A 26,328-nucleotide genomic window follows, 5' to 3' on the forward strand; every position below is an offset into this window, starting at 1 on the left:
GGGAAGGAGTGCTCCACCATGGGGCATGGAGGAAACGTCATCGAAGAACTGACAGCCGACCACCGGGAAGTCGAGGAGCTCTTCGCGGAGATCGAGACCCAGGCCGCAGCCGACCCCAGGCGCCGACAACTGGCCGATCAACTGACCATGGAGCTCGTACGGCACTCGGTCGCCGAGGAGGAGTACCTGTATCCGGCGGTGCGGCGGTTCGTCGACGACGGTGACGACCTCGCCGACAAGGAGATCGCCGACCACAACGAAGTGGAGCACATGCTGAAGGAGCTGGAAGACTGCCGGCCCGGCGACGCGCAATTCGACACGCTCATGGGCCGGCTCAAGACGTCGGTGACCGCCCACGTCAGAGACGAAGAAGATCGCCTGTTCCGCCTGCTGGCCGACTCCTGCCCCCCGAAAACCCTCGATGAACTGGGCGAAAAGGTGCGCGAGGCCAAGAAGACGGCCCCGACCCGTCCGCACCCGGCGGCCCCGAGCACGCCGCCGCTCAACAAGCTCCTCGCTCCGGGAACGGGGATGGTCGACCGGGCCCGCGACATGTTCACCGGCCGGGGCAAGCGCGACTGAGAACAAGGATCACGCCCGGCATCGGGAGCCGCCCGCCCCGAACATGCCGGTCAGGCGGTGCGTTCGGCGCCGACGGTCACCCGCTCGCCCGGGGCGCACCGCACCAGACGCGCGTCGTGGCCGCGACGCCCGGCCTCTGCGAGGAAGTCCTCGAGTGGGGAACGGAAGACCGTGTAGTCGTCGTAGTGAACGGGCAGCGCCCGCCGCGGGCGCAGCAGGTCGAGCAGGTCGGCGCCCTGTTCGGCGTCCATGGTGACCACCAGGCCTCCGGGCAGGGTCGTACCGCCGAGGTGCAGGACCGCAAGATGGATGTCCGGGTACCGCTCGGCGATCACGCGCAGGCCGTCGTACATCAGGGTGTCGCCGGAGAGATAGAGAACCAGCCGGATGTCCCCCGAGCGGTCGCCGAACTCCAGCAGGCTGCCCATCACCGGCGGCAGCAGGGCCCGCACCGGGCCGGGCGCGTGGCGGCCGGGCAGTGAGGTGATGCGTACGGAGGAATCCCCGTGCCGCAGGGTGTGGCTCTGCCAGGTGCGCAGGCCGGTGGCGCGGCGGAAGCCGAACAGACGCTTCAGCACGAGGGAGCCGTGCGGGGTGGTCACGAACGGCAGGCCCCGGTCCAGCCCGCGCCGGGCCACCCGGTCGAAGTGGTCGCCGTGCAGATGGGAGAGCACCACGGCGTCCAAGTCCTCGTGGGGCAGTTCCGCCACGTCGATGGCCGGTTCGGTCAGCCGGCGCGAGACCAGCCCGTAACCGAGGTGGGCGTACTGCCCGCGGTGGAGGAAGTTCGGATCGGTCAGCAGCGTCAGCTCTCCGTAGCGGATCAGCAGGGTGGCGTTGCCGATGAACAAGATCTCCGAGGTGCCCTCGGGCGGCCTGTGCTGCACGGCCGACTCCCCTCGTCGCTCATGAATCACCCATTCCGTCCCGAGTGATCGGCGGCCGTGGGTTTACACCCGTTCCCGGACCGGCAGGAAGCCAGAGTCCTGCCCGCGGCGGTTCCCCGGCTACGCTCCGCCCCTCAGCGCGTTCCCGACGCGCATCACACGGCCCGCCCGGGGTACTCGGCTAACAGCCGGAACGGCCGTGCGGAGAATCGGGGCGTGATGCTGTCCTACGGGATCGAGCACGGCGTGCTCGTCATCACGGTGGACGGTGACCCCGGCAGGGACGACCGGCCCGTACTGGCCCAGGCGATCAGCGACCTGGTCCGCGCGCACAGGCCGGCGCCCGTCGTGATCGTTCTGGACGAGCCCGCTCCAGGCGACGCAGCGGTCGGTGTGGCTCTTCAGGCCCACCGTCTGTGCGGTCCTCTCGGCGTCCTGGTGTCTGTGGCCACCCACAGCGCCGCAGCGCGGCGCATTCTCGAGGCGGAGGCGGACACCGACACCCACTGCACCCGCCTGGTCGTCCACGCCCGTGTCGACACTGCCATCGCCGCCGCGTTCGCCGCGGCCATGTGACGTCCTTCCGACGCTCGTGATCGGAGTGGGCGCGAAGTCGGCCAGGAGCTCCACCGCCTCGGTGACATACCGGCAGGCGGTCGTGATACGGCGGTTCTCTTGGCCTTGTCGACTGGGCGGCAGTCGAGTCCTTGCTCGCGTTCTACGTCGTCCTGACAGTGCATGACGACCGGCCACTGGTCGGGGTCGTCGGATGCCGTGAGCTCGTCAACGCCTTCGCCGAGATCTTCGGCGATCCGCCGGCCGACTTCGCCGTACCTACTATGGAGCCCGGGTCCAACAGACTCGGCGTAACGCCCCCGGCGTTCTTCCCTTCGGCGCCACCCGTACCGCCGATACCCTCTACTGGGACACAGCGACCCCTGGCGGCGCTTCGCGACCCCGCTCGTGCCGACGCTGGCCCGGCTCGTGGCCGACGGCATGCGCCCGGTGGCCGCCCGAAGCGGCGTGCAAACCGACCTGGAGCCCACCCCGTGGACACCGCCGCCTCGGCGACCTGAGCCAACCGCTCAGCAGCGGGCCGCACTCACCACAGGCACCGGGCTGGAGACCTTGATCGCAGCCCCCGCCGTAGCGAGGGAGGGGTGAACAGTGGCCCCGTCGTCTCCATCAGCGTTGGGTGCCGTGGACGCGCGCGGACCACACGCCCACTTCCGTCCCCAAGTTTCCCTCCGACGCGAGGAATCGCGATCGCTGGCGTATGGGACGTGCTGGAGTATTAGATGAGGCACTATGAACTCGGACAGAAACGTTCGTCCCAGCCGCCGCTCCCTGCTCGCATTGGGCGGTGCCGGTGCGCTCACCGCCGCGACCACGTCCCTCGGCGCGGGAACGGCCTCGGCCGCCACTTCTCCCGCCCCGGGCTCGGCCCTGTTGGTGCCCTCCCCGAGGCTTGATCTGAACAGCGCGTCGAACAACTGGATACGCGGAAAGGCCACCAAGGACGCCACCATCATCCAGTCGTTCGGATATGACAACGCCAACAGACACATATACCTGGCGCAGGTGACGCAGGGAGGTCTGAAACTGACCGGTGAGTCCGCCCCGGTCAGCAGCGCGGACCGCAATCTGCACGGCGACCTGACAATAACCAAGTGGGATATGGCCGGCAATATTCTCGGCTATATGTACCTGCGTGGTTTCGGTCATGGGATGAGTTTCGGTGTCGAACCGGTCGGCGGCTCGGCCTACTTGTGGACGGAGGTCGACGCTGTCGCACTGAGCGACGGCACCAGCCGCGGCCGGCGCCTGGCCCGCTTCCCCTTCACCAATGGCCAGGTGCTCGACTCCACCTCCGCCGACCTCGCCAAATACACGCCGGTGTCCGGTTCCACGGTCAACACGGCCAGCATCGATCCGGTCTACGGCCGACTCGTCGTCCGCTATCAGGACACGGACGGAGTCAAGAAGTACCAGGTACACGATCTCGACCTGGCGCGCCTCGGCATCTGGAGCGAGCCGCTCGCGGTCATCGACGAGCCGGACATCACCGCGGTCCCCGGGTGGCCTCTCACCACGTACGGCCACCCGTTCCTCCAGGGTTATGTCGTCGTCGGCCGATACCTCTACATGCTGCACGGCAATTCCTACGGCTCGACCGAGAAGATCAACGGTCAGGACGTGGTGATCTCCCAGCCGGACATCGGCAACACGTTCATCAGCTCGGTGGACCTCACCACGGGCGCCTTCTCCCCGGCCCCGCCTTCCCCTTTCAACGTCAACGTCAATCCGTGCTACACCGCGGCCGCGTACACGTTGGACTACCGCGAACCCGAAGGTCTCGGGGTCTACATTCCGGATCTCGCCGAGCCCGGCGTATTCAGCATCGGCATGGGATTCGCCTCGGGCCCGGAAGGCGCACGCTTGGCGACCATCTACGGCAAGTCCGGGCTCATTCAGCCCTCGTGACGCGTCCGGTGACCCGGGGCGTGGCCCCCGGCTCCCCGAACCGGCGTCGTCGGCGGTCAGTTGTTCGGCGCTGGGCGGCGTTGGTGACCAGTTCACTGACCACCGACTCGGCGCGCGAGGACGGCGGCGTCCCCGGCGGCGACGCCGCCGGGGACACGGCCACGGCTGGGGAGCCGAAGGACCGGCAGGGTGCTGCTCGGTCCCCTTGCCTGCCAGGACTCAGCTGCCGGTCTCGGCCGCGGGCCGGGTCGTGTCCGTCTGCCCGAGGGACTGCCCGGTGTCGAGGAAGCCGTCGGGGTAGACCATGCGCTGCGGTGCGCGCGAGCGCTTGCGGTACAGGGCGTAGTACAGCGCCGCGGTGACCACCAGGCCGACGATCCAGGAGATGTCGGCTCCGCCGAGCGCGGTGGTGACCGGTCCGGTGTAGAGGGTCTGCGCGAGGAAGGGGATCTGGGCGACGACGCCGATGGCGTAGCAGGCCAGGGCGACGGCGTTCCACCGTCCGTAGCGGCCGTCGGGGTCGTAGAGGGCGGGGATGTCGACGCGTTCCCGGGAGATCAGGTAGTAGTCGACCAGGTTGATGGCGCTCCACGGGGTGAACACCATGAGCAGGGTCAGCACGAAGTTCTTGAAGTTGTTCAGGAAGTCGTTGCTGGCCAGCAGGGCGATGAACATGGAGGTGGCGAGGAAGGCGGTGATGTAGAGGGTCCGGGTCCGCTGGGAGACGCGGCGCTCGTTGGTGAGCGCGGAGACGGTGGTCAGGATCGACATGAACCCGCCGTAGGCGTTGAGGCAGTTGACGGTCAGTTTGCCGACGACGATGACCAGGTAGATCAGTACGGCAATGGCGCCTCCGCCGCCGAGGTGGCCGAGGAAACCCACCTGATTGTCCAGGAAGCCGGCCCCGGCCGCGGCCGGGAGCGCGGCGAGTACCGCTCCGAAGGTCATGGACCACTGGGAGCCGACGACACTTCCCCACAGCGTGCAGTGGAAGGTGACGCGCGGTGAGGTGTTGCGGGGCAGGTATCGGGAGTAGTCGGCGACGTAGGGACCGTAGGTGAGCTGCCAGCCCGCGCCCAGCGAGATGGCCAGGAGGAACGTCGCGCCGTCGAAGGGCTTGGCGCCGAACAGGCTGCCGAGGTCGTCCACCGTGGTCACCAGCCGGATCGCCAGGTAGGCGAAGCCCAGGGCGCCGAGCACGGTGGCGGCGCGCCCGAGGGCGTGGATCCAGCGGTAGCCGAGCACGGCGACCACGGCGGTCAGCGCGGCGAAGACGACGATGCCGACGGCACGCGTGCTGGTGTGCGCTATCTCGTCCACGGCCTGCCCCGCCAGTACGGTGCCGGTCGCCGCGAAACCCAGGTACATGACGATGACCAGCACCAGGGGCAGCACGGCGCCCAGGACCCCGAACTGGGCCCTGCTGGAGATCATCTGCGGCAGTCCGAGACGGGGGCCCTGCGCGGAGTGAAGGGCCATGACGGCGCCGCCGAGCAGATTGCCGACCAGCAGGCCGACGACGGCCCACAGCGGGTCGGCACCGAAGACGACCGCCAGTGCGCCGTTGACGACTGCGGTGATCTGCATGTTCGCCCCGAACCAGAGCGTGAACTGGCTGAAGGGAGTGCCGTGTCGTTCCCCCTCAGGGACGACGTCGATGGTGCGCTGCTCAAGGACGGGGGCGGTTCTGGGCGGGTCTGCGGGGCTCATGCCGGTCGGCTCCTTCGGTGGGCGTGGTGACGTTGAGCGTGGTGAGGCGTTGAGCGTGGTGGGTCGTTGAGTGTGGTGGGTCGTTGAGTGTGCGGGTAGGCGCAGGGTCAGCCGAGGGCCTGCTGGAGCAGGCTCAGGCCCTTGGCGGTGGGGACGCTGATGCGGACGGTGCCGGGAACGCCCAGCGTGCTGCCGGGTCGGACGCTGATGCCGTGGGCGGCCAGACCGTCGACGAGTGCGTCCTCGTCGGTGGCGCGGACCAGGACGAAGTTGGCCTGGGAGGGCACGACCTGGTAGCCGGCATCGGTGAGCAGCTGTGTCAGTACGGTGCGCTGCTCCAGCGTGTGCCTTCGCACGGCCTGTCGGTGCGGCTCGTCCCGCAGGGCGGCGACCGCGGCGGCCTGGGCCAGGGTGCTGACCGAGAAGGGGGCTCGGACGGTGCGCAAGGTCTCGACGATCTCCTTGCTCGCCACCAGGTAGCCGACGCGCAGCCCGGCCAGGCCATGGATCTTGGAGAAGGTGCGCAGCACCGCGGCGCGGCCCTCGCGGGCCAGAGGCATGGCGGTGGTGGTGTCGGGGTCGTCGGTGAAGTCGATGTACGCCTCGTCGAAGACCGCCAGATGCGCCCGGCAGTTCTCGGCGAACCGCTCGAGGGCGGAGTGGGTGTGGGCGGTGCCGGTGGGGTTGTGCGGGTTGACGACGTAGGCGATGTCGGCGTCGATGTCCGCCATCGCGTCGAGATCGTGGGTCCACCGGCGCAGGGGTACGCGGGTGAGTCGGGCGTCGACGACCATGCTGCTGATCTCGTCCATGCGGTAGGCCGGGTCGGCGCACACCGCGTGGCCGCCGTGTGCCAGGTAGGCCCACGCCAGCAGGTAGATCAGCTCGTCGGAGCCGTTGCCGACCAGGATCTGGTCCGGGTCGATGTCGTGCCGGTGCGCGAGTTCCGCGCGCAGCGTGTCGGCGAGCGGGTCGGGGTAGTGGTGGGCCGCCCCGGCGGCGGCCGCCACGGCCAGGGCGACCTGCGGGCTGGCGCCGAGCGGTGACTCGTTCGAGGCCATCGAGCCGTCGGCGGTGACGGCGTGGCTCCCGGGCCGATAAGGGTGGATGGCGTGCAGCCAGGGTCTGGGACGGATCACTGCGGGGTTCCTCCGAGTATGGATGTCAGCCGCTGCGCGGTCTGCTGGACGTGTTCGACGAATGTGTCTTCGACGCGCGACGCGCTGCCGCGCAGATAGCTGACGCCCACGGCGCCCTTGGGGCCGGCGGCGTCGAAGACAGGGGCGGCCACGCATTCGATGCCGTCGGCGACCCGGCCGTGGTCGGTGGCGTAGCCGCGGCTGCGGACGTCGGTGAGTTCCGCGGCGAGCGCCGCGCGATCGTCGGCCGCGGCGGAGGCCACATGCGCGGTCGCCTGCGCCGGCTCCAGCCAGGCCAGGCAGCACTTGCCCACGGCCGTCAGGTGTGAGGGCAGCCGTGCGCCGACCGAACTGGCCAGCTGGACGCCCGGACCCGGCGGGTCCTGCTTGTACAGGTACACCGCCTCCGTGCCGTCGAGCACCGCGTAGTGCGCGGTGACGTCCAGCGCCCGTGACAGGCGGGCCAGCTCCCCGGCGATCAAGCCGTCCAGGCCGGCGGTCCGCAGGTGTGCGGCTCCGACCTCGAAGGCCTTGATCCCGATGGTGTAGGTGGCCGGTTCCCGCACGTCGAGGAACCGCTCCCGGACCAGGTCTCGGAGGATGCCGTGTGCCGTGCTCTTGGGAATCTCCAGCGTTTCGGCAATGTGCCGCAGCGGGACCGGCCTGTCCGCATGGGCGATCAGATCCAGAATCCACAGCGCCCGGGTGACCGAACTGGCCTGCATCACCGCTCCGTTCGTATATACGAATAACGGTCGTTTATGCGAACGATCGTAGGGATCGAATTTCCGCCATGTCAACGGTCGGCGCACGCCGACACCGTCAGGTCACCAGGAGCCGACACCGTCAGGTCACCAGGAGCCGACACCGTCAGGTCACCAGGAATCGGGCGGTGACGACGGCCGGGGTGTCGGGTACGGACCAGGTGATCACTGCGGCGGTCGCGGGTGGCCGCTCCTCGGCGGCCGTTCGGGCGGGTTCAGTTCGGGCCGGCGGCGGGGGCGCCTCCGACGTGGGTGAGGGCGAGCAGAGCCATGTCGTCGGTGACGCGCCCGCGGGTGTGCCTGCGGACATCGGCGAGGACCGTGTCCAGCAGCACGTCCGGGCTTTCCGCGATGTGCCCGGTGAGCCGGGCGGCGGCATCGTAGAAAGCGCCGCCGAGATCCCGGGCCTCGGTGACCCCGTCGGTGAACAGCAGCAGGCTGGCTCCCTCGGGGAAGGCCACGGTGTCGACGTGGCCGGTGTCGTCGCCGAGCGGTGCCAGGCCCAGGGGGAGGGCCGTCCGTGAGGGCTCAAGGGGGCGCACCGCCCCCTCCAGCAGGAGCAGCGGTGCGGGGTGCCCGAGGTTGACCAGGCGTACCCGGTCACCCGGCCGCGGGATCTCCGCCAGCACAGCGGTGGCGAAGTCCTCGGCCTGATCCAGCCCCTGCCGCCGTGCGGCCTCCCGGAGCAGGGTCTGCTCGATCCACTCCGCGAGCCCGGTGAGTGCCGGTTCCCGCTCGGCCGCTTCCCGGAAAGCGCCCAGCACGACGGTGGCCGCCTCGATCGCGCCCAGTCCCTTGCCGCGCACGTCGCCGATCAGGCAGCGCACCCCGTACGGGGTGTCCTGCACCGCATACAGGTCGCCGCCGAGCTCCGCGTCGGCCAGGGCAGCCTCGTAACGAGCCGCGATGAGCAGCGGCCCGATGCGCGGGGGCGGCTGCGGCAGCACGGCACGCTGCATGACGACGGCGACGCCCCGTGCCGACCGCAGCCGCATCTCGCGGCGGTGCAGCAGGCGGTTGAGGAAGACGGCGAGCACCGCCATCGTCGCGATGGTGACCCATCCGCTGTAGGCGCCCGCGTCCCGCAGAGCGCCGAAGTACGCCATCACTCCCAGGTCGGTGGCGCACGCGGTCACCCCCACGAGCACGGTCCCGCGCAGCGACAGCAACGGTGCGGCGACCACCGGAGCCGCCGAGAAGCACGCCGCGGCGCTCACATCCCGCGGTGTGGACAGGTCGAGAGCGACGCCGACGACGAGCAGGAGGAGCGGCAGCAGGCGGCCGCCGCCCGGCGGAACACCAGGCCGGGCCCGGCCCTCGTCAGGACGTGTCACCTGCCGCTCCCGCCGTCTCGGTCGGAACCTGTGCCCTCCACACTCCCCGATACCGGCCGATGCCTGCCAGCCAGGCCGTGCGCGGAACGTCCTGCGTTGCACGGCAGATCGGGGCGGTCGTCGCCCTCGGCCCGCTTCTCGTGCGGGGCGGCGGGCCCGCAGTGGGCCGGCACGCCTTGTGACCTGGTCAGGCCGTGCAGCCACCGGCGTAGTGGCGGAGGAGGTCGTCGACGAGGCGGCGGGTGCCGTCGGGGTCGACGGGGCCGAGGCTGAGGATGACTCGGAGGTAGAGCGGGGCGAGGAGGTAGTCCAGGGCCTGGTTCAGGGTCGGTGTCCGTTCTCCGCGCTGTTCGGCGTTGGCGAGGATGGTGGCGAGCTGCTGCTCGCGCGCGGCCATACGGGGGGTCGGCCCGGGGGTGGTCGCCGCCTGGCTGACGGAGTGACGCAGCAGTGCCTGGACGTCCGGAGTGGTGATGGTGGCCCGGGTCTGCTCGGCCCACCGGAGCAGGTCCTCCCGCAGGCTGCCCGTGTCCGGCGGCGGGTCGTGCGGGCGCAGCCTGCTGGCCGCGACGTCCGCCAGGAGCCGGCTCATGTTGCCCCAGCGTCGGTAGACCGACGTCGGGTTGACACCCGCGCGGGTCGCGACGACAGGGATGCTCAGCTGCTCGGCGCCGCCCTGGGCGAGTAGCTCGGCCACGGCCTTGTGCACCGCCGCGCGCACACGCGCGCTGCGCCCGCCCTCACGACGGACCGGACCGGCCGAAGGACGGGGTTCGGGATGCTCGGCGCTCACTCCCTCATGCTAATGCAATTCTGTTGGCTTTAGCGGTGGAGCTGTGTGTACTCTCCCGCTAACGCCATTCGATTTGCTTTAAGGCTCCCTGCCGGGGTCGAAGCACTCTCCTTGAGGTCCTCATGTCGAGTCCTGTCCGGCTCTCCCGGACGCCGGCCTTCTGGCTGGCCGCCGCGGCCCTGCTGCTGCTGACCTTCGCCGCCGCCGCACCCTCCCCGCTCTACGTCGTGTACCAGGCCGCCTGGGGCTTCTCCTCCGGCATGCTGACCGTCGTCTTCGCCGTCTACGCACTGTTCCTGCTGCTCGCGCTCACCACCGTCGGCGGACTGTCCGACTACCTGGGCCGCAAGCCCTTGCTCTACGGCTCGCTGCTGCTGGAAGCCAGCGCGATGCTGCTCTTCGCCGAGGCCCACGGCATCGGGTTTCTGCTCGCCGCCCGCGCGGTGCAGGGCTTCGCCACGGGCGCCGCGACCGGCGCACTCTCCGCCGTCCTGGTGGATCTGCAACCGGAGCACAACCCACGGTTCGGCGCGCTCGTCAACGGTGCGGCCTCCACGCTCGGCCTCGCCGTCGGCGCCTTCGGCTCCGGCCTCCTGGTCCAGTACGCCCCGGCGCCGCGGGTGCTGGTCTTCGCGCTGCTCATCGCCGGGTTCGTGGCAGCGGCCGCCGCGCTGACGCTGATACCGGAGACCGCCGGGCGCCGCCCGGGCGCTCTCGCTTCGCTGTCGCCCCGGGCGCGCGTGCCGCGTACGGCCCGTCGCGCGTTCCTGAGCGCGCTGCCGGGCCTGATCGCCGTCTGGGCGCTCGGCGGCCTGTACCTCTCTCTGGCCCCGTCGCTGGCGCTCGGCGTCCTGCACCTGCACAACCACCTCGTGGGCGGCCTCGTCATCACCACCTTGACTGCGACCGGCACCCTCGGCTCCGTCCTGCTGCGCGGCCACCCGGCCCGGCGGACCAACCGGCTCGGATCCGCCGCGCTCTGTCTCGGAGTGCTCGGCACCCTCGCCGCGCTCGGCCTGCACAGCGTCGCGCTCTTCTTCGCGATGACCGCACTGGCCGGCTTCGGCTTCGGCGCCGCGTTCCTCGGCGCGCTCTCGAGCGTCGCGCCGCTCGCCGCCGCCGACGAGCGCGCCGAACTCTTCGCCGCCGTCTATGTGGTGAGCTACCTCGCCTTCAGCGTCCCGGCGGTCGTCGCGGGCTTCACCGTGCCACACCTCGGCCTGCTCCACACGGCCGTGGGCTACGGCGCCGTCGTCGCCTGTCTCGCCGCAGCCTCGTTCGTCACGACGCCGACCAAGCGTCAGTCCGGCGAAACCACCCGGCACATGGCCGGACACGAAGAGCCCGTACGAGAACACGCCACCCTCTGAGAGCTCCACTCACCAGGAGCGGCGCCACGGAGTCGGCTGGTCCGCCGACGGACGGATGGGTAACGTCGACGGTGCTGTCCGCACGGGCCGGAGCAGCACGGGGGAGCGAAGGACAGCGAGGGAACGGCCGTGGTGATCGACAAGGTGGCCTGGGTCCGCATCGAGGACGGACGCGTCCTGTGCGCGCGGTCCCGCGGCAAGGATCTCTACTACCTGCCGGGCGGCAAGCGGGAGCCGGGCGAGAGCGACGTGCAGACGCTGGTGCGGGAGGTCACCGAAGAGGTCGGCGTCTCCCTCCGCGCCGAGAGCGTGTCACCGCTGGGCACGTTCGAGGCCCAGGCCGACGGTCGCGACCCGGGCGTGACGGTACGGATGACCTGCTTCACCGGCGACTACACCGGTCGGCTCGCGCCCCGCAGCGAGGTGGAGGAACTGGCCTGGCTGAGCTACGGCGACCGCCACCGGGTCTCCACCGCGAGCCAGGCCGTCTTCGACCACCTCAACGAGGCGGGGTCGCTGTTCTGAGCAGGGCACTGCCGTCGACAGCGCCCCTTCATCGAGGAGCACGACAAGATGTTCCGCTTAAGCCGTCGTCGACGTGTCGGGCGGCCGGACGGTCGAGGTCCTGCTCCACGCTGGACGAGGAAGGCGTCGAGGACACCGTCACCCGTCTCACCGGAGCCTGCCCCAGGCGCTGCGTGACGGGTCGACGCGTCTATGAGCGCGTCGTCTCGTAGCCGGGAACTGCGGCCGGGGTGGTCCGCATCGCCGGGCGCATCGTGATGATCAGTACGGCCAGCCCGGCGAAGACGAGCGCGGCGACGACACCGGTGAGGTGCAGGCCGGCGGTGAACGCCTCCCTCGCGGTGTGCAGCAGGCCGGCGCTCTGGCGGGCGGGAAGGTGTCGGCTGGCGGCGACCGCGCCGGCCAGCGAGTCGGACGTGCCGTCCATCCGGCTGCGGTAGACCACGGCAGCCGCCACGCCGAGCAGCGCGAAACCGAGAGAACCGCCGAAGTAGTTGCCGGTCTCCGACATCGACGCCGCCGACCCGGCGCGCTCCGGTGGTACGGACCCGACGATCAGCCCGGTGCCCAGCGCGAACAGCGGCCCGGTGCCCAGCGCCAGTACGGCGATGCCGGTCATCACCAGCGGCAGGGCGCGCGTACCGTCGACGCCGACCAGCAGGAGGCCGCCCAGCGCCGAGACCACCAGCCCGCCGGCGATCGCGGTCGTCTGCTTCATCCGCCTGGCCAGCGCCGGTGCGGCCATGGTGCCGGCCGCCACGCCCAGGCCCATGGGCGCGAACAGCACCGCCGCCGCGGCCGGGGAGTGGCCCAGCACGTTCTGCAGGTACTGGGTCACCTGGAGGCCCGTCCCGGCCATGGCGATGCCGGCGAAGACCAGGGCGAGGAGCACGGCCGTGAACGGACGATTGCGCAGCAGTCGCAGGTCCAGCAGCGGCGTGGCCAGCCGCAGCTGCCGCCGTACGAACACGAATCCGATGGCTGCGCCTACGACGAGGGAGGCGGCCGGCACGAGCGGCGCGCTCTCGGCTGCCAGCTGCTTGATGCCGTAGATCATCAGCAGTACCGCTGCGAGTGACATGACCACGCTGGCGGGGTCCAGCCGTCCGGCCCGGTCACCGCGGAACTCCGGCAGCAGGACCGGCCCTGCGATCAGCAGCAAGGCCATCGCCGGCACCGAGACCAGAAACACCGAGCCCCACCAGAAGTACTGGAGCAGGAACCCGGCGAGCACGGGTCCGATCGCGCCGCCGGCGAACTGGCAGGTCGCCCACATCGCGATCGCCTTCCCTCGCCGGCGTTCGTCACGGAACATGCTGGTGATCAACGCCAGGGTCGACGGCGCCAGAGTCGCGCCGGCGACACCGAGCAGCGCACGCGCGACGATCAGCATCAGCGGGTCGACTGCGAAAGCGGCCACGACCGACAGCACCGCGAACGCCGCCGCCCCGATCATCAGCAGTCGCCGGCGGCCGATCCGGTCGCCGAGCGTGCCCATCGTGATGACCATGCCGGCCACCACGAAACCGTAACTGTCACTGATCCACAGTTGCTCGACGCTGTCCGCCCCCAGGTCGGCGCTCAGCCGCGGGAGCGCGAGGAGCAGCGCCGTCGTGTCCAACGCGACGAGGAAAGTCGGCAGCATGAGGAGGACCAGCCCCAGCCACGCCCGATTGACTCGCATATCCGAAACTCTCTGTTCTCTCGACGTTTCGCCTGTCGGTCGGAGCGGCCGAGCGATCCTTGACATCGATTCGTGCGAGATTCTCCGGTGGTCGATGTCAAGACGGCGGCGGCGGCTCCGACCACCGGGCGAAGGGCCCCGCCGGGGCTCGCGAACCACGAGGAGTACGACATGCAGTTCCTGATCAGCCTGCACATCAACCCGGCCGTGCTGGACGCGCTGACCGACGAGGAGAAGGCGGCGATCGGTGACGGCCACGGCAAGTTCATCGAGGCGCTGAAGCAGTCCGGCGAGTTCATCACCACGCAGGCCCTCGTCGACCCGTCCCAGGCAGCCGTGGTGACCGTGCGCGACGGCCAGCCGGTGGTGACCGACGGGCCTTTCCTGGAGGCCAAGGAGCATCTGGGTGGCTTCTACCTGATCGACTGCGAGAACAAGGAGCGGGCGATCGAGCTGGCGGCGCAGATCCCGGACGCCGCGATCGAGGGTCTGGGGGTCGAGGTGCGCCAGGTGATGTTCGCTGACGGACACTTGGAGGCATGACAGCACCGGCCTTCGAGGACCTGCTGCGGGAACTGACGCCGCAGGTCCTCGGCACGCTCGTACGCCGGCACGGCCAGTTCGAAGGATGTGAGGACGCCGTGCAGGAGGCCGTCCTCGCCGCCACCGTGCAGTGGCCGGCCGACGGAGTGCCGGACAATCCGCGCGGCTGGCTGATGACCGTCGCGTCCCGACGGCTCATCGACCGGATGCGCAGCGACCACGCGCGCCGCGAGCGGGAGTCGGTGGCGGCCGCCGCCGAGGTGGTGCCCGAGGACGTACCGGACACGGACGACACGCTCGTCCTGCTGTTCCTGTGCTGCCATCCGACACTGACTCCGGCCTCTCAGACGGCGCTGACGCTGCGGGCGATCGGCGGCCTCACCACGGCTGAGATCGCCCGCGCGTTCCTGGTGCCGGAGGCCACGATGGCGGCCAGGATCAGCCGGGCCAAGCAGCGCATCAAGGCCGCCGGCAGCACGTTCACCCTGCCGGAGGGCCCGAAGCTGGAGGAGCGGCTACGGGTCGTCCTGCACGTGCTGTACCTGATCTTCAACGAGGGCTACACCGCCTCCTCGGGCAGCGAGCTGCACCGCGCCGACCTGGCGCAGGAGGCGATCCGGTTGGCCCGGATGGTGCACGCGCAGCTGCCCGAGGACGGCGAGGTCACCGGGCTGCTCGCGCTGATGCTGCTGACCCACGCCCGGCGGCAGGCACGTACGACGGCGGCCGGCGACCTGATCCCGCTGGACGAACAGGATCGTACGAAGTGGGACCGCGAGCTGATCGAGGAGGGCACCGAGCTGGTCAAGGCGTCGCTGGCCGGCCCGGCACTGGGGCCTTACCAACTGCAGGCCGCCATAGCCGCCACCCACGCCGACGCCGCCACCGCCGAGGAGACCAACTGGCCCCAGGTGCATGCCCTTTACCTGATTCTCGAACGAATCGCACCCAACCCCGTGGTCACGCTCAACCGGGCCATCGCGCTCGCCGAGACCGAGGGCCCGACGGCCGGGCTGGCCCTGCTGTCCGCCCTGGACAGCGACGCGAGGATGGCCGGGCATCACCGGCTGCTGTCCGTACGGGCACATCTGCTGGAGCAGATCGGCGACACGGCCGGTGCCTACGAGCACTACCGGCGCGCCGCGAAGGCCACCGCCAGCCTTGCCGAACAACGTTATCTGGAGTCACGGGCCGGCCGGGTAAGACCATAGCCACTGCCCGTGGACGGTCGGTCGGTCGCCGCTCAGGCGCTGCCCGCGATCCGGTGGCGGAGAGCCGCCCTCCGGTATCCGGGTTCGGTGGGTCAGCGGGTGGTCTCCTCGGGGGTGGCCGGGGAGACGAGGCCGTGCAGCATCAGGTCGAGGGCGGCGAGCAGTTCCTTCGTCAGCGTGCCGGTCGAGCCTTCGGGGCGACCGCACCAGCGGTAGAGGGCGCCGAGGTAAAGATCACGAAGGGCGTTGCCGACGTGCTCGGGGGCGACCCGCTCGCGGAACTCGCCGCGCTGCATGCCCGTGGCCGCGATCTGGGCGAACAGGTCGGCGAGGTAGGGCTCCTCGACCAGGGGGTGTCCCGCTCGGACCCAGGCCATGAGCAGGGCGCCGGTCTCCTTCTGGTGCTCCTCGCTCATCCGGCCGAGCACCGTCATGCAGTGGCGCAGCTGTTCGGCGGCTGAGCCGCCGCCGAGGCCGTCCGAGGCCAGGGCCGTCGTGAGGGCGCCGCGTCGCTTCTCCCCCCAGGTGCGAAGCAGGTCTTCCTTGTGCTGGAAGTAGTTGAAGAAGGTGCCGCGCGCGACGTCCGCCCGTTCCGCGATCTCGTCGATGGAGGTTTCGTCGTAGCCCTGCTCCGTGAACAGGGTGAGGGCCGCCTCGTACAGCCGCTCCTTCGTCCTGATCTTGTTGCGTTCCCGTCGGCCCAGTGGGGCCGGCGCCTGGTCCACTGCTCCCGTCGCGCTCACAGTGACTCCGTTCTGCTGGTTGGTGATCAGATCCCTCCCCCTCCAAATTGATGTACCACAGTTCAAGTATGTCGTGCAGTCGCATTCGAGGGGCAGGGGTGCTGCCTGACGTGCCGAGCGTCCGCGGCCGTGGGGCCGCCGACCGGGCGCAGCCGGGCGACGGCGCACCCGCCGCGCCGCCACACGTGCCGCTCGGCGGGCGGTGCGCAGCATGTCGACCTGTCCACTGATCGCGGGCTGGAGTGGCAGGCCGTTCCCGACGATCTCGGCGAAGACCGCCTCGAGGGTGGGTCCGGTCGATCTTTTTGTATCTGGATCTATTTTTAGTCTCTAGCTGTTCAATGAACCCGAGTGTATGTTTGATCCGTCGGGTCGACCGGTTCCGGTCGCGTCGAACTCCGCGATGGAGACATCCCCATGACGGCTACTCAGCCCCGCTTACCTCCGGCCGCACCGCCGCAGCACCACGCACCTGCGCGGCAGGGCGGCCGAACTCGACGCGGTCCGCGCCCAGATGCAGCGACCCGGCCGACCCGCCCTGTGAGGCGCTTCTCGACCTGGGCCCGGCCGACGGCGACCGCCCGTACGACATGCGCAAGGTGATCGAGGAGATCGCCGTGATGGACCAAGGCCGTCTGAGGCCCCACCACGAACCACCACTCCAGAAGGAACCCCACTGCCATGTCTCTCACCCAGAAGGACGCCGCCGCGGCCTCGGAGGCCCCGGCGGCGCCCGCCCCGGTCCCCGAGGCCGACTCGGGCCCGTACGCCAAGCGCTGGCTGATGCTGCCGGTGATCCTGGCGGCCATGTTCATGGCGCAATTCGACCTCTACGTGGTCAACGTCGCCGCCCCGTCACTGGAGCACGGTCTGCACGCCGGGCAGGCCGCGCTCGAACTCATCGTCGCCGGCTACGCGTTCACCTACGCCAGCGGTCTGGTCACCGGCGGCCGGCTCGGCGACCTGTACGGCGCCCGCGCGGTCTTCCTCACCGGCACGATCGCCTTCACCGTCGCCTCGCTGCTGTGCGGCATCGCCCAGACGCCGGGCCAGTTGGTCGCCGCCCGGCTGGTCCAGGGCCTGACCGGCGCCGCCATGGTGCCCCAGGTGCTGGCGCTGATCACGGCGACCTTCCCGCCCGCCGAGCGGGCACGGGCGCTGTCCTGGTTCGGCGTCACGGTCGGCGTCGGCGCGGTCGCCGGACAGGTGCTCGGCGGGGCGCTCCTCGAGGCGGACGTGGCGGGCCTCGGCTGGCGGGTGATCTTCCTGGTCAACCTGCCGGTCGGCCTGGTCATGCTGGGCTTCGCGGCCCGGCTGCTGCCGCGCCGCAAGCCCACCGCGCGGCCGGCGCTCGACCCGATCGGTGCCGTCGGTGTCCCCGTCAGCCTGGCGCTGGCCCTCGTGCCGCTCGTCCTCGGCCGGACCGAGGGCTGGCCGGTGTGGACGTGGATCAGCCTGGTCGCCTCGGTGCCGGCGATGGCGCTGACCCTGCTGTGGGAGCGCGGACTGGCCCGCCGCGGTGGACAGCCCCTGCTGAACCTGTCGCTCTTCGCCGACCGGGCCTTCAGCCGCGGCCTGGTGGTCAGCATCGCGACCTTCGCCGGGTTCTTCAGCTTCATGTTCACCCTGACCCTCGTGCTCCAGTCGGGGCTCGGACTGACGCCGCTGGAGGCCGGGTTCACCTTCACCCCGCTGGGCCTGGCCTTCTCCGGCGCGTCCATGGCCTCCCAGCGGGTCACCGCCCGCTACGGCAGCCGCATGATCACCACCGGTGGTTCGATCGCCGCGATCGGGTTCGTCGTCCTGCTGGTCGTGCTGCCCGCCTCCGGCGACCACACCAGCGCGGCCCGGCTGATCGGCCCGATGGTGCTGATCGGCCTCGGCAACGGCCTGGCCGTGCCCGCCCTGGTCGGTTCGGTGCTCGCCGGGGTGCGCCCGCAGCAGGCCGGCGCGGCGGCCGGGGTGCTCACCACGGCCCAGCAGTTCGCGAGCGCCGCGGGCGTCGCCGCGATCGGCTCGGTCTTCTTCGGGGCCCTCGGCACCCCGCACGGCGTCGGCTCGTACGCCTCCGCCTTCGAGTGGGTCGGCGGCATCGGGCTGGTACTCGTGCTGGTCGCCGCCGCGGTCAGCCTCGCCCTGCCCCGCCCCGCCAAGTGATGGCCAGCGTCCACCAAGTGACGGCCGGCGTCCACCAAGTGACCGCCACCGTCCACCATGTGCCCGCGTCCGGCCGCGGCACGGCCAAGACCAAGACAGATCCGGTCCAGGAGCAGCGGGCCGACGGCGACACGGTGATCACCCGCGTCGAGTGCACGGGCACCCGGCTCGGCCCGTTCCGGCATCCGTCGGGCCCGCTCGCGGGCCCGACGCATCGTCGGGGACGTCACCGCCCACACGCGCCGCGCCGTCTCGACCCGGGCGCCGGGCCCGTCGGCCCCACCGGGCGAGGGGGCTCTTCGGACCGGTACGTCACGTTCGGCTGTTCGCGGGCCGCCCTGACGGAGGCCGGTGGGCGCCCGAGGCCGGTCTTCCAGGCCCGCCTTTCGGCCGACTCCGAAACGAGAGATGCTGGTGTGACGTCGCCCGCGGACGAGCGAACAAAAACGGACCGGAGCGCATCTCACGCTTCGCGAGGCCCACCTCATGCTCATACGGCCCTCAGCGCGGCGGGTGCCGTCGCGTGTTCCGAAAGGAGATCGGGCGATGAATCTCTCGTCGTACCGGGACAGCAGAAGCGCGACAGCACTCCGGAGCAGCGCGACAGCACCACGGGGCAGCGCGACAGCAGCACGGAGCAGTTCGACAGCACCCCGGCGGTTGCGCGGCCGGGCCGCCGGCGCCCGCAGAGCGAGGGGCGCCGCCGCCGTGGCGGCGGTGGTCCTGGCCGGCTGCGGCGCGGGCACCGGCACCCCGAAGGCGACTCCGCACTCCAATGGTCCCGGCGTGTCCCTCCCCCCGCCCGCCGCGTCCTCGGCCTCCGGTCCCGCCAAGCCCTCGCATCCCTCGCTCGCCCCGGACCTCACGGCCACCGCGACCGCCAAGGCGTGCACCAACAGCTCGAAGCTGGCCGGGTGGTCGAACCGCCGGCTGGCCATGCTGACGGTCGCCGTCCCGGTGTCGGAGACCTCGGTGGCCGACGCCACCTCCGAGGTGAGCGCCGGCGCGGGCGGAGTGCTGCTCTTCGGCAGCAAGGCGCCCTCCGACCTCGGCGCCCGGCTGAACACCCTGAAGTCCCACGTGCCCGGCCACCTCGGCCTGCTGGTGATGACCGACGAGGAGGGCGGAGGCATCCAGCGCATGGCCAACCTCGTCGGATCCCTGCCGTGGGCCGCGTACATGGGCGCGCACTGGACCCCGGCCCAGATCCAGCAGAACGTCACGAAGGTCGCCACCAAGATGGCGGCCGCCCAGGTGAACATGAACCTGGCGCCGGTGGTCGACGTCGACGGCAGGAACGTGGCCCCCAGCAAGACCAACCCCGACGGATGGCGGTCCTTCAGCGGCAACACCTCGGTGGTCTCCAAGGCCGGTGTCGCGTACATGAACGGGATGCGCGCCGGTGGCGTGATACCCGTCGTCAAGCACTTCCCGGGCATCGGCGGCTCCACCTACAACTCCGACTTCGGCCCCGCCCGCACCCTGCCCTGGTCGACCCTGCAAAAGGTGGCCGTGCCGCCGTTCACAGCGGCCATCAAGGCCGGTGCCCCGGCCATCATGGTCGCCAACAACATCGTGCCGGGCCTGGGCACCAACCCGGCGAGCCTGTCACCCAGCGTCATCGGCGAGCTGCGCGGCAAGCTGGGCTTCAAGGGGCTGGTGGTCACCGACTCGCTCAGCGCCAAGGCGATCTCCGCCGCCGGCTTCAGCGTTCCCGCCGCCGCCGTCCAGGCCCTGCGCTCCGGCGCCGACATGGTCATGTTCGACCTGAAGGGCGACGTCAGCTCCCAGACGTCCGCGATCGCCACGGCGATCACCAAGGCGGTGGACGGTGGACAGCTCTCCCGCAGCCGCCTCGTCGACGCGGCGGGGCACGTCCTGGCCGTCCGGCACGTGAACCTCTGCTCCTGAGCGATCCGCTGCTCCCTGGCGAGCGTTGTTCCCGACCCGGCGCTGCTCCCGAGCGAGCCCTCCCTCCCGAGCGCGAGCAATCGCCGGCGGGCACGCGGCGCGCCGGTCAGCGGCGCTCGCCGGTGCTCTCCCGCACGGCCAGCCGGTGGCCGACGAGGCGGTCGATGGCGTCCTCCGCGCCCGGCCCGTCGATCCGGTCGATCAGCAGGGACACCGCGATGTCCGCGATGGCCTCCTTGTCGGGAGCGATCGTGGTGAGGCTCGGCACGCTGAAACGTGAGGCCTCGATGTCGTCGAACCCGACCACGTCGAGGTCGTCGGGGGCGCGCAGGCCGGCCTCGTGCAGGGCACGCAGCGCGCCCAGGGCGAGGTGGTCGTTCAGGCACAGCAGGGCGTCCGGGCGTGGCTGCCCCTCGAGCAGGGCGGTCGCCGCCCGGGCGCCGTCCTGCCAGTGGTAGTGCTCGACCGGTACGACCAGATCCGGTGTGAACGGGACATGGGCCGCCCGCAGGGCCGACTGGTAGCCCTTGGTGCGCAGCCTGTCGGTGCCCTGCCGGCCCCGGACCGCTCCGCCGACGACCGCGATGGTGCGCCGGCCCCGGGCGAGCAGGTGCTCGGTCGCCTCACGGGCGGCGGCGACGTTGTCGATGCCCACATGGTCCACGGCGCCCGGTGCCTGGCGCTCCCCGAGGAGGACGACGGGCAGCCGGGTGTCCCGTGTGGCGAGGTCGCGCGGCGTCAGCGACAGCGGGCTGAGGATGATCCCGTCGGTGAACTGGGCGTCGAACCCGTGCAGGGCGGACAGTTCACGCTCGCGGACCCCACCGGTCTGGTGCAGCAGTACGGTGCGGCCGCGCCGGTCCGCCGCGGCCATCACGTGCTTGGCCAGCTCGGAGAAGTAGGCGACGTCGAGCTCGGGGACCGCCAGCGTGATCATGCCGGTGCGGCCCTGGCGCAGCTGCCGGCCGGCGAGGTTGACCCGGTAGCCGAGCGCCTCGATGGCTTCCCGCACGGCGGCCCGGGTGTGCTCCGAGACGTGTTCGAAGTCGTTGATCACGTTGGAGACGGTCTTGGGGGAGACGCCCGCGTACTCCGCGACGTCCTTGATCCTCGGCCTGGTCGCCACCGCCGCACCTCCTTCCCCTCCGGTGGGATCCTATCCGCGATCACGGGAGGGACGGGGGCTCCGGCTTCTCGTCGGGACCCGGCTGGGCGCCGGTGACGATACGGCGGATCGTCTCCAGCGGCAGCTTCGGGGAACCGTCCGCGTACAGCAGGCCGTTGGTCTCCTGGGCGGTGTCCATGAACTGCGTGTAGCAGAAGCCCGCGACGACCTCACTCGCGTGCAGCGCGCCGAAGATGTCGCCGAGCAGTGCCGCGTACTGGGCCTCGGAGCCGGTCCGGGTGTACGAGAAGTCGCCGTCGTCCGCGCGTACCGACAGACCGCCGAACTCGGTGATCATCAGGGGGGCGTCACCGGCGGCGTACCGCTCCCTCTGCCGCGGGCCGACCGACAGTACGCGTCCCTGCGGACCGGGGCCCTCGAGCAGCCGGTCGAACGCGGCGGCGTCGCCGTAACGCCGGGTCAGCACCCGGGGGTCGGAGGAGTAGTCGTGCACGCCGAGGATGTCGCTGTCGGTGTGCTCCCAGCCCTCGTTGGACATCACCGGCCGGGTCGGGTCCAGGGCCCGGGTGAGATGGGCGAGGGCGAGGGAGTAGTGCCGCTGCGCGGGGTCGCGGGGGATGTCCGAGGCGCCCCAGCTCTCGTTGACCGGCACCCAGGTGACGATGGACGGGTGGCTGCGGTCGCGCCGCACCATGGCCGGCCACTCACGGGTGAGCAGCTCCACGGCCTCGGTGCCGAACTCGTACGCGGCCCCGGTCTCGCCCCACACCAGCAGACCGAGCCGGTCGGCCCAGTACAGGAAGCGTGGGTCCTCGGCCTTCTGGTGGACGCGGACGGCGTTGAAGCCCATCGCCTTGATCAGCTCGACCTCGCGGCGCAGCTCGGCGGTCCCGGAGTTCGCGATCAGGGTGTCGGGGCGGTAGCCCTGGTTGAGCACCGAACGCACGTAGTAGGGGCGGCCGTTCAGCAGGAAGGCGCCGCGGCCGACGCCCGCGCTGCGCAGGCCCACATAGCTGTGCACCGTGTCGAGCACCACGGACGTGTCCGCCTCGCGCACGGTCACCCGCGCGTCGAGCAGGGTCGGCCGCTCGGGGCTCCACAGCAGTTCCTCGCGGTCGATCCCGTTGCGCAGCGCGGGGACGACGAGGTCGATCCGGCAGCGCGGGGTGCGCGTCGTGCCGGTGCTCTCGGCCAGCACCTCGCCGTCGCGGCTCAGCACGATCTCCACGGTCACCGGGGCGGCCGGCACCTGGGCCAGCGTGAGTTCGGCCAGCACGCCGCGCGCCGGGTCGGGGATCCAGGCCAGGTCGGTGAGGTGCTGGGCGGCCACCGTCTCGGTCCACACGGTCTGCCAGATGCCGGTGGTCCGCTCGTACCAGACCTCGTGCGGGCGGTCCTGCCAGTCCTGCTTGCCGCGCGGCTGAGCGAGGTCGGCCGGCCGGTCCTCGGCCCGGACGACGAGCAGGTGCTCGTCGGCGCCGGGGCGCAGCGCATGGGTCACATCGGCGGTGAACGGGGTCTGACCGCCCACGTGTTCGGCCACCAGCCGGCCGTCCAGCCACACCTTCGCCCGGTGGTCGACGGCTCCGAAGTGCACCAGCGCCCGCCGTCCGTCGCCGGCCGCGAGGAGTTCGTGGGGTATGCGGCGGCGGTACCAGACCACCGCGTGCGGCGCGGTCTCGCCGATGCCGGAGGCGGGAGCCTCGGGCGGGTAGGGGACGGTGATCTCCCGGTCGAACGCGCCCGGCACCTCCTCGGCGAACCACGCGGCGCGCTCGCCCTCGTCGGCGTCGTCGTACCCGAACTCCCAGACGCCGTCCAGGCTGTGCCACCGCTCCCGTCGCAGGATCGGCCTCGGATACGTCCCGTCCTGCTCGCTCACCCTCACGGATCCTCCCTCTGCCGTTCCCTACGTCCCCGGCCACGGCGTCTGCACGGTCGAAGTGCTGCCATCATGAGTGATCGTTTACATCGATGCAAGGACGGATCGAGGAGCGGAACGGTGCCGTCGGCGCGGCAGATCATGTGAAGCCGGGAAAGACACGGACCTCGGATGTGACCTCGGATGTGACTACTTTCCACCGGTGTATTGCATCGTTGTAAATCGTGTGCCAGGGTCTGCGCCATCGAGGCCACATCGAATCAACGAGGTGCACACCCCTATGAGTGGAGCGATGGCGCGCCGACGGCTCCTGGCCCTCGGCGGTGGACTCGCCCTGACCGGAGCGCGCGCGGCATGCTCCTCCCCGCTCGCGTCCGGCCTGACCGGCTCTCAGCCGAACACCGCGGACATCATCTTCTGGAACCTGTTCACCGGCGGTGACGGCGCCAACATGGTGCTCATGGAGGACAGGTTCAGGAAGACCCACCCGGGGACCTCCGTCGAAGCGACCGTCCTCGCCTGGGGCAACCCCTACTACACGAAACTGGCACTGGCCACCGCGAGCGGCACGCCCCCGGACGTCGGCATCGTCCACCTGTCACGGCTCCCGCTGCTGGCCGCCTCCGAGCTGCTGGACCCGATCGAGAAGGCCGGACTGGGCGAACTGGGCATCACCGAGGACAAGTTCACGCCCGCGGCCTGGCGCAAGGCCACCGTGGACGGAACGGTGTACGCGGTGCCCCTGGACACGCACCCCTTCGTCCTCTACTACAACGTCGAACTGGCCCGCAGGGCCGGCCTCCTCAACGCCGCCGGCGACGGCCTCACCCCGCTCAAGGGCAAGGACGACTTCCTCGCCGCCGTGAAGGCGATGAAGACGGCGGGCGGCGCCCAGTACGGAGCGGTGATGTCGGTCATCGCCGACCCGTCCACGGCTTGGCGCTACTTCAGCATGATCTACTCTGGCCTGGCCGGTCCGGTCGTCACGGACTCCGGCACCAGGATCGACCTCGACACGGAGGCGGTGCAGGAGACGGTCGCCTTCATGCAGAGCCTCACCGCCGACGGCCTGATGCCGGGAGAACTCAACGGTTCCGGCGCGAACGCCCTGTTCAGCACGGGTAAGGCCGGCTTCCTCTTCGACGGCGAGTGGCAGATCCCGGCATACCGGCAGGTCAAAGGCCTCCGCTTCGACGTCGTGCCGTTCCCCGCGCTGCTCGGGCCCAAACCGGTGGCCTACGCCGACTCGCACGCCCTCGTCCTGCCCCGCAACGGCAGGCGCTCCGCGACCCGGACCCGCGACGCGGCGCGGTTCATCAGGAGTCTGCTCGACAACAGCGCCGTATGGGCCGAGGGCGGGCACATCCCCGCCTGGCTGCCGACCCAGCGCAGCAAGGCGTTCCTCGACCAGTCGCCGCAGCGCAACTACGTACAGGCCGCCTTCGACGCCCGGTACGACCCCGAGGCCTGGTACACCGGTGCGGGTTCGGACTTCCAGAGCGTCGTGGGCGGGACGGTCATCGAGGCCATCGCCGGGCGGCTCGGCCCCAAGGCCGCGGTGGCGAGCCTGCGTTCCGACCTGAAGCGATTCACCACGGCACGACCGCCGGTCACGATGAAGTAGGAGGCTTCAGTCACCATGACGACCGCCGTCCCGACGCGACCGGCACCCACGGCGCCCGCAGCGGCCCTGCCCGCCGACCGGCCCTCCCGCTCCGAACGCCGGGCCGGAGCGCTGCTCACCGCTCCGTTCCTCGTGATCTACCTGCTGTTCCTGATCGGCCCGCTGCTCGTGGGCGTGGTGCTGAGCTTCTTCAACACCACCACCGTCAAGAGCGGTCTGGGCGACTGGGTCGGCCTGTCCAACTACTCCGAGGTGGTCACCGACCCGCAGTTCTGGGACGCCATGTGGCACTCGGTGCTCTTCACTCTGCTGACCACACCGCCGCTGGTCGTCCTCGCGCTGGCCGGTGCCATCCTCGCCTCCCGCGTCCGGCGCGGCCGGGTCCTGTACCGCCTGGCGTTCTTCGCGCCGTACGTCGTGCCGTCGTCCGTCGTCGCGCTGATCTTCCTGTGGATGTACACCCCGCAGATCGGACTCCTCCCGAAGGTCTTCGGCGCCGTCGGACTGCCGGTGCCCGACTTCATCGGCAGCACCTCGGGCGGCTGGACCGCCGTGACGCTGATGACCCTGTGGTGGACCTTCGGCTTCAACTTCGTGCTCTACACGGCCGCGATCCAGGACGTCCCGCCGGACGTCTACGAGGCGGCGGCCATCGACGGCGCGGGCCCCTGGCAGCAGATCCGCCACATCACGGTGCCGCTGCTCGGCCGGACCACCAGCCTGGTGCTGATCCTCCAGATCCTCGCCTCGCTGAAGGTGTTCGACCAGATCTACCTGCTCCTCGCCGGAGGGCCCGACCAGTCCACCCGCCCGGTCATCGAGTACATCTACGACACCGGCTTCACCGCGTACCGGGGCGGCTACGGCGCCGCCGCCACCATGGTCTATTTCGTCGTCATCGTCGCGATCTCGGCGGCCTGGTACGGGCTGCGCCGCCGCCGCGCGAGCAGCACCGCGGCCTGAGCGGAGGATTCATGACCACCATCACCCAGCCGCGCCCCGCCACGACGAAGAGCGCCGCGGCGACCGACGGCGCGGCGCTCTTCAACCGGCTCTGCGCCGTGTGCCTGACCCTGTTCGCCCTGATCTGGCTGGTGCCCTTCGCCTGGGCGATCGCCACCTCCCTGCGCTCGGACGGATCGATCACCCAGAACCCGACGTCGCTGTTCGCCGGCGGCTGGTCCCTCCACGCCTACTCCTCCGCGTGGGAAACCCACCCGATCGGCACCTGGTACCTCAACAGCCTGGTCATCTCGGCACTCGCCGTGATCTTCACGGTGGCCTTCTGCTCGATGGCCGGCTTCGCGCTGGCGTTCCTGCGCTACCGCGGCCGGGCCGCGGTGCTGGCCCTGGTTGCCGCGGGGCTGATGCTGCCGAGCGAGGCGCTCGTGCTGCCGCAGTTCATCGAGTACCGGGCGTTCCACCTGCTCGGCACCTTCTGGGCGCTGATCCTGCCCTCGATCGCCGCGCCGGTCTCGGTGTTCGTCTTCCAGGCCTTCTTCCGCGGCATCCCCCTCGCCCTGATCGAGGCCGCCCGCATCGACGGGGCGAGCTGGTGGCGGATCTACGCGAGGGTCTGCATGCCGCTGTGCCGTCCGGCGCTGTCCACGGTCGCCATCCTGACCTTCATCACCACCTGGAACTCCTTCCTCTGGCCGCTGCTCGTCCTCAACCAGACCAAGTCCCAGACCATCCCGGTGGGCCTCGCCTCCCTGGTCAGCAACAGCAACATCCAGTACGCCGAGGTGATGGCCTCCTCGGTCCTGGGCTTCCTCCCGCTGATCGCCGTGTTCCTGGTCTTCCAGCGGCAGATCGTGCAGGGAGTCGCCACGACCGGCATCAAGTAGCGGGGCGGCGTG

The 26,328-nt window shown here is 70.7% G+C and carries 22 protein-coding genes; 12 read left to right on the forward strand and 10 right to left on the reverse strand.

Annotated features, from left to right (window positions below; all coding sequences use genetic code 11):
* Positions 1 to 18: 18 nt before the first annotated feature.
* Entirely contained in the window at positions 19 to 582 is a 564-nt protein-coding gene (locus tag ABZ484_RS18380; protein ID WP_358866922.1) for a hemerythrin domain-containing protein, read from the forward strand.
* A gap of 50 nt (positions 583 to 632) precedes the next feature.
* On the opposite strand, the gene ABZ484_RS18385 is transcribed toward ABZ484_RS18380, so the two are convergent.
* On the reverse strand, positions 633 to 1,469 hold the full coding sequence (locus tag ABZ484_RS18385; protein WP_358866923.1) for an MBL fold metallo-hydrolase: 837 nt from the start codon (positions 1,467 to 1,469) through the stop codon (positions 633 to 635).
* Positions 1,470 to 1,688: 219 nt separating this feature from the next.
* Between ABZ484_RS18385 and ABZ484_RS18390 the strand changes: the two genes are divergently transcribed.
* Together ABZ484_RS18390 and ABZ484_RS18395 are read left to right on the forward strand one after the other, a co-directional pair.
* On the forward strand, positions 1,689 to 2,045 hold the full coding sequence (locus tag ABZ484_RS18390) for a hypothetical protein (protein WP_358866963.1): 357 nt from the start codon (positions 1,689 to 1,691) through the stop codon (positions 2,043 to 2,045).
* Between the two features lie 732 nt (positions 2,046 to 2,777).
* Positions 2,778 to 3,953, forward strand: coding sequence for a teichoic acid biosynthesis protein C (locus ABZ484_RS18395; RefSeq protein WP_358866924.1), 1,176 nt, complete (start codon positions 2,778 to 2,780; stop codon positions 3,951 to 3,953).
* A gap of 219 nt (positions 3,954 to 4,172) precedes the next feature.
* On the opposite strand, the gene ABZ484_RS18400 is transcribed toward ABZ484_RS18395, so the two are convergent.
* From ABZ484_RS18400 to ABZ484_RS18420, 5 genes are all read right to left on the reverse strand, one after another.
* On the reverse strand, positions 4,173 to 5,663 hold the full coding sequence (locus ABZ484_RS18400) for a cytosine permease (RefSeq protein WP_358866925.1): 1,491 nt from the start codon (positions 5,661 to 5,663) through the stop codon (positions 4,173 to 4,175).
* 107 nt (positions 5,664 to 5,770) lie between these two features.
* The gene (locus ABZ484_RS18405; protein ID WP_358866926.1) at positions 5,771 to 6,802 is read right to left on the reverse strand and encodes a histidinol-phosphate transaminase; all 1,032 of its coding nucleotides are present in this window, start codon (positions 6,800 to 6,802) and stop codon (positions 5,771 to 5,773) included.
* Entirely contained in the window at positions 6,799 to 7,527 is a 729-nt protein-coding gene (locus tag ABZ484_RS18410) for an IclR family transcriptional regulator (protein ID WP_358866927.1), read from the reverse strand. The genes ABZ484_RS18405 and ABZ484_RS18410 overlap by 4 nt, the downstream gene beginning before the upstream one ends.
* 254 nt (positions 7,528 to 7,781) lie before the next feature.
* Complete coding sequence (locus ABZ484_RS18415; protein ID WP_358866928.1) at positions 7,782 to 8,900, reverse strand: PP2C family protein-serine/threonine phosphatase; 1,119 nt, start codon at positions 8,898 to 8,900, stop codon at positions 7,782 to 7,784.
* Between the two features lie 187 nt (positions 8,901 to 9,087).
* Positions 9,088 to 9,693 carry a TetR/AcrR family transcriptional regulator gene (locus ABZ484_RS18420; RefSeq protein ID WP_358866929.1) on the reverse strand — a complete coding sequence of 202 codons (606 nt, stop codon included), beginning with the start codon at positions 9,691 to 9,693 and terminating at the stop codon, positions 9,088 to 9,090.
* Between the two features lie 122 nt (positions 9,694 to 9,815).
* On the opposite strand from ABZ484_RS18420, the gene ABZ484_RS18425 reads away from it, so the two are divergent.
* Positions 9,816 to 11,063 carry an MFS transporter gene (locus tag ABZ484_RS18425; RefSeq protein WP_358866930.1) on the forward strand — a complete coding sequence of 416 codons (1,248 nt, stop codon included), beginning with the start codon at positions 9,816 to 9,818 and terminating at the stop codon, positions 11,061 to 11,063.
* A gap of 129 nt (positions 11,064 to 11,192) precedes the next feature.
* A complete protein-coding gene (locus ABZ484_RS18430; protein ID WP_358866931.1) occupies positions 11,193 to 11,588 on the forward strand; it encodes an NUDIX domain-containing protein in 396 nt (131 codons plus the stop codon).
* A 190-nt stretch (positions 11,589 to 11,778) separates the two neighbouring features.
* On the opposite strand, the gene ABZ484_RS18435 is transcribed toward ABZ484_RS18430, so the two are convergent.
* Entirely contained in the window at positions 11,779 to 13,272 is a 1,494-nt protein-coding gene (locus ABZ484_RS18435; RefSeq protein ID WP_358866932.1) for an MFS transporter, read from the reverse strand.
* A gap of 72 nt (positions 13,273 to 13,344) precedes the next feature.
* Between ABZ484_RS18435 and ABZ484_RS18440 the strand changes: the two genes are divergently transcribed.
* Together ABZ484_RS18440 and ABZ484_RS18445 are read left to right on the forward strand one after the other, a co-directional pair.
* Positions 13,345 to 13,815, forward strand: a complete 471-nt coding sequence (locus ABZ484_RS18440) for a YciI family protein (RefSeq protein WP_358866933.1) — start codon at positions 13,345 to 13,347, stop codon at positions 13,813 to 13,815.
* On the forward strand, positions 13,812 to 15,026 hold the full coding sequence (locus ABZ484_RS18445; protein ID WP_358866934.1) for a DUF6596 domain-containing protein: 1,215 nt from the start codon (positions 13,812 to 13,814) through the stop codon (positions 15,024 to 15,026). The genes ABZ484_RS18440 and ABZ484_RS18445 overlap by 4 nt, the downstream gene beginning before the upstream one ends.
* A gap of 92 nt (positions 15,027 to 15,118) precedes the next feature.
* Here ABZ484_RS18445 and ABZ484_RS18450 read toward each other — a convergent pair whose 3' ends face one another.
* Positions 15,119 to 15,769 (reverse strand): TetR/AcrR family transcriptional regulator, encoded by a 651-nt coding sequence (locus ABZ484_RS18450; protein WP_358866935.1) that lies wholly within the window; start codon positions 15,767 to 15,769, stop codon positions 15,119 to 15,121.
* A 681-nt stretch (positions 15,770 to 16,450) separates the two neighbouring features.
* Between ABZ484_RS18450 and ABZ484_RS18455 the strand changes: the two genes are divergently transcribed.
* Complete coding sequence (locus ABZ484_RS18455; protein ID WP_358866936.1) at positions 16,451 to 17,926, forward strand: MFS transporter; 1,476 nt, start codon at positions 16,451 to 16,453, stop codon at positions 17,924 to 17,926.
* A 708-nt stretch (positions 17,927 to 18,634) separates the two neighbouring features.
* Positions 18,635 to 19,837 carry a glycoside hydrolase family 3 N-terminal domain-containing protein gene (locus tag ABZ484_RS18460; RefSeq protein ID WP_358866937.1) on the forward strand — a complete coding sequence of 401 codons (1,203 nt, stop codon included), beginning with the start codon at positions 18,635 to 18,637 and terminating at the stop codon, positions 19,835 to 19,837.
* Between the two features lie 106 nt (positions 19,838 to 19,943).
* Here the strand turns inward: ABZ484_RS18460 and ABZ484_RS18465 are convergent, their stop codons facing one another.
* The gene (locus ABZ484_RS18465) at positions 19,944 to 20,963 is read right to left on the reverse strand and encodes a LacI family DNA-binding transcriptional regulator (RefSeq protein WP_358866938.1); all 1,020 of its coding nucleotides are present in this window, start codon (positions 20,961 to 20,963) and stop codon (positions 19,944 to 19,946) included.
* Positions 20,964 to 21,003: 40 nt separating this feature from the next.
* On the reverse strand, positions 21,004 to 22,845 hold the full coding sequence (locus ABZ484_RS18470; protein ID WP_358866939.1) for a glycoside hydrolase family 2 TIM barrel-domain containing protein: 1,842 nt from the start codon (positions 22,843 to 22,845) through the stop codon (positions 21,004 to 21,006).
* 280 nt (positions 22,846 to 23,125) lie between these two features.
* Here ABZ484_RS18470 and ABZ484_RS18475 point away from each other — a divergent pair, with 280 nt between their 5' ends.
* Genes ABZ484_RS18475 through ABZ484_RS18485 form a run of 3 tightly spaced genes read left to right on the forward strand, consistent with a single transcriptional unit; the run spans position 23,126 to position 26,316 of the window.
* Positions 23,126 to 24,469 carry an extracellular solute-binding protein gene (locus ABZ484_RS18475; protein WP_358866940.1) on the forward strand — a complete coding sequence of 448 codons (1,344 nt, stop codon included), beginning with the start codon at positions 23,126 to 23,128 and terminating at the stop codon, positions 24,467 to 24,469.
* Positions 24,470 to 24,484: 15 nt separating this feature from the next.
* Positions 24,485 to 25,432 (forward strand): sugar ABC transporter permease, encoded by a 948-nt coding sequence (locus ABZ484_RS18480; protein ID WP_358866941.1) that lies wholly within the window; start codon positions 24,485 to 24,487, stop codon positions 25,430 to 25,432.
* Positions 25,433 to 25,443: 11 nt separating this feature from the next.
* The gene (locus ABZ484_RS18485) at positions 25,444 to 26,316 is read left to right on the forward strand and encodes a carbohydrate ABC transporter permease (RefSeq protein WP_358866942.1); all 873 of its coding nucleotides are present in this window, start codon (positions 25,444 to 25,446) and stop codon (positions 26,314 to 26,316) included.
* Positions 26,317 to 26,328 lie beyond the last annotated feature (12 nt).

The sequence above is a fragment of the Streptomyces sp. NPDC006393 genome, assembly GCF_040628575.1.
GTDB lineage: Bacteria > Actinomycetota > Actinomycetes > Streptomycetales > Streptomycetaceae > Streptomyces.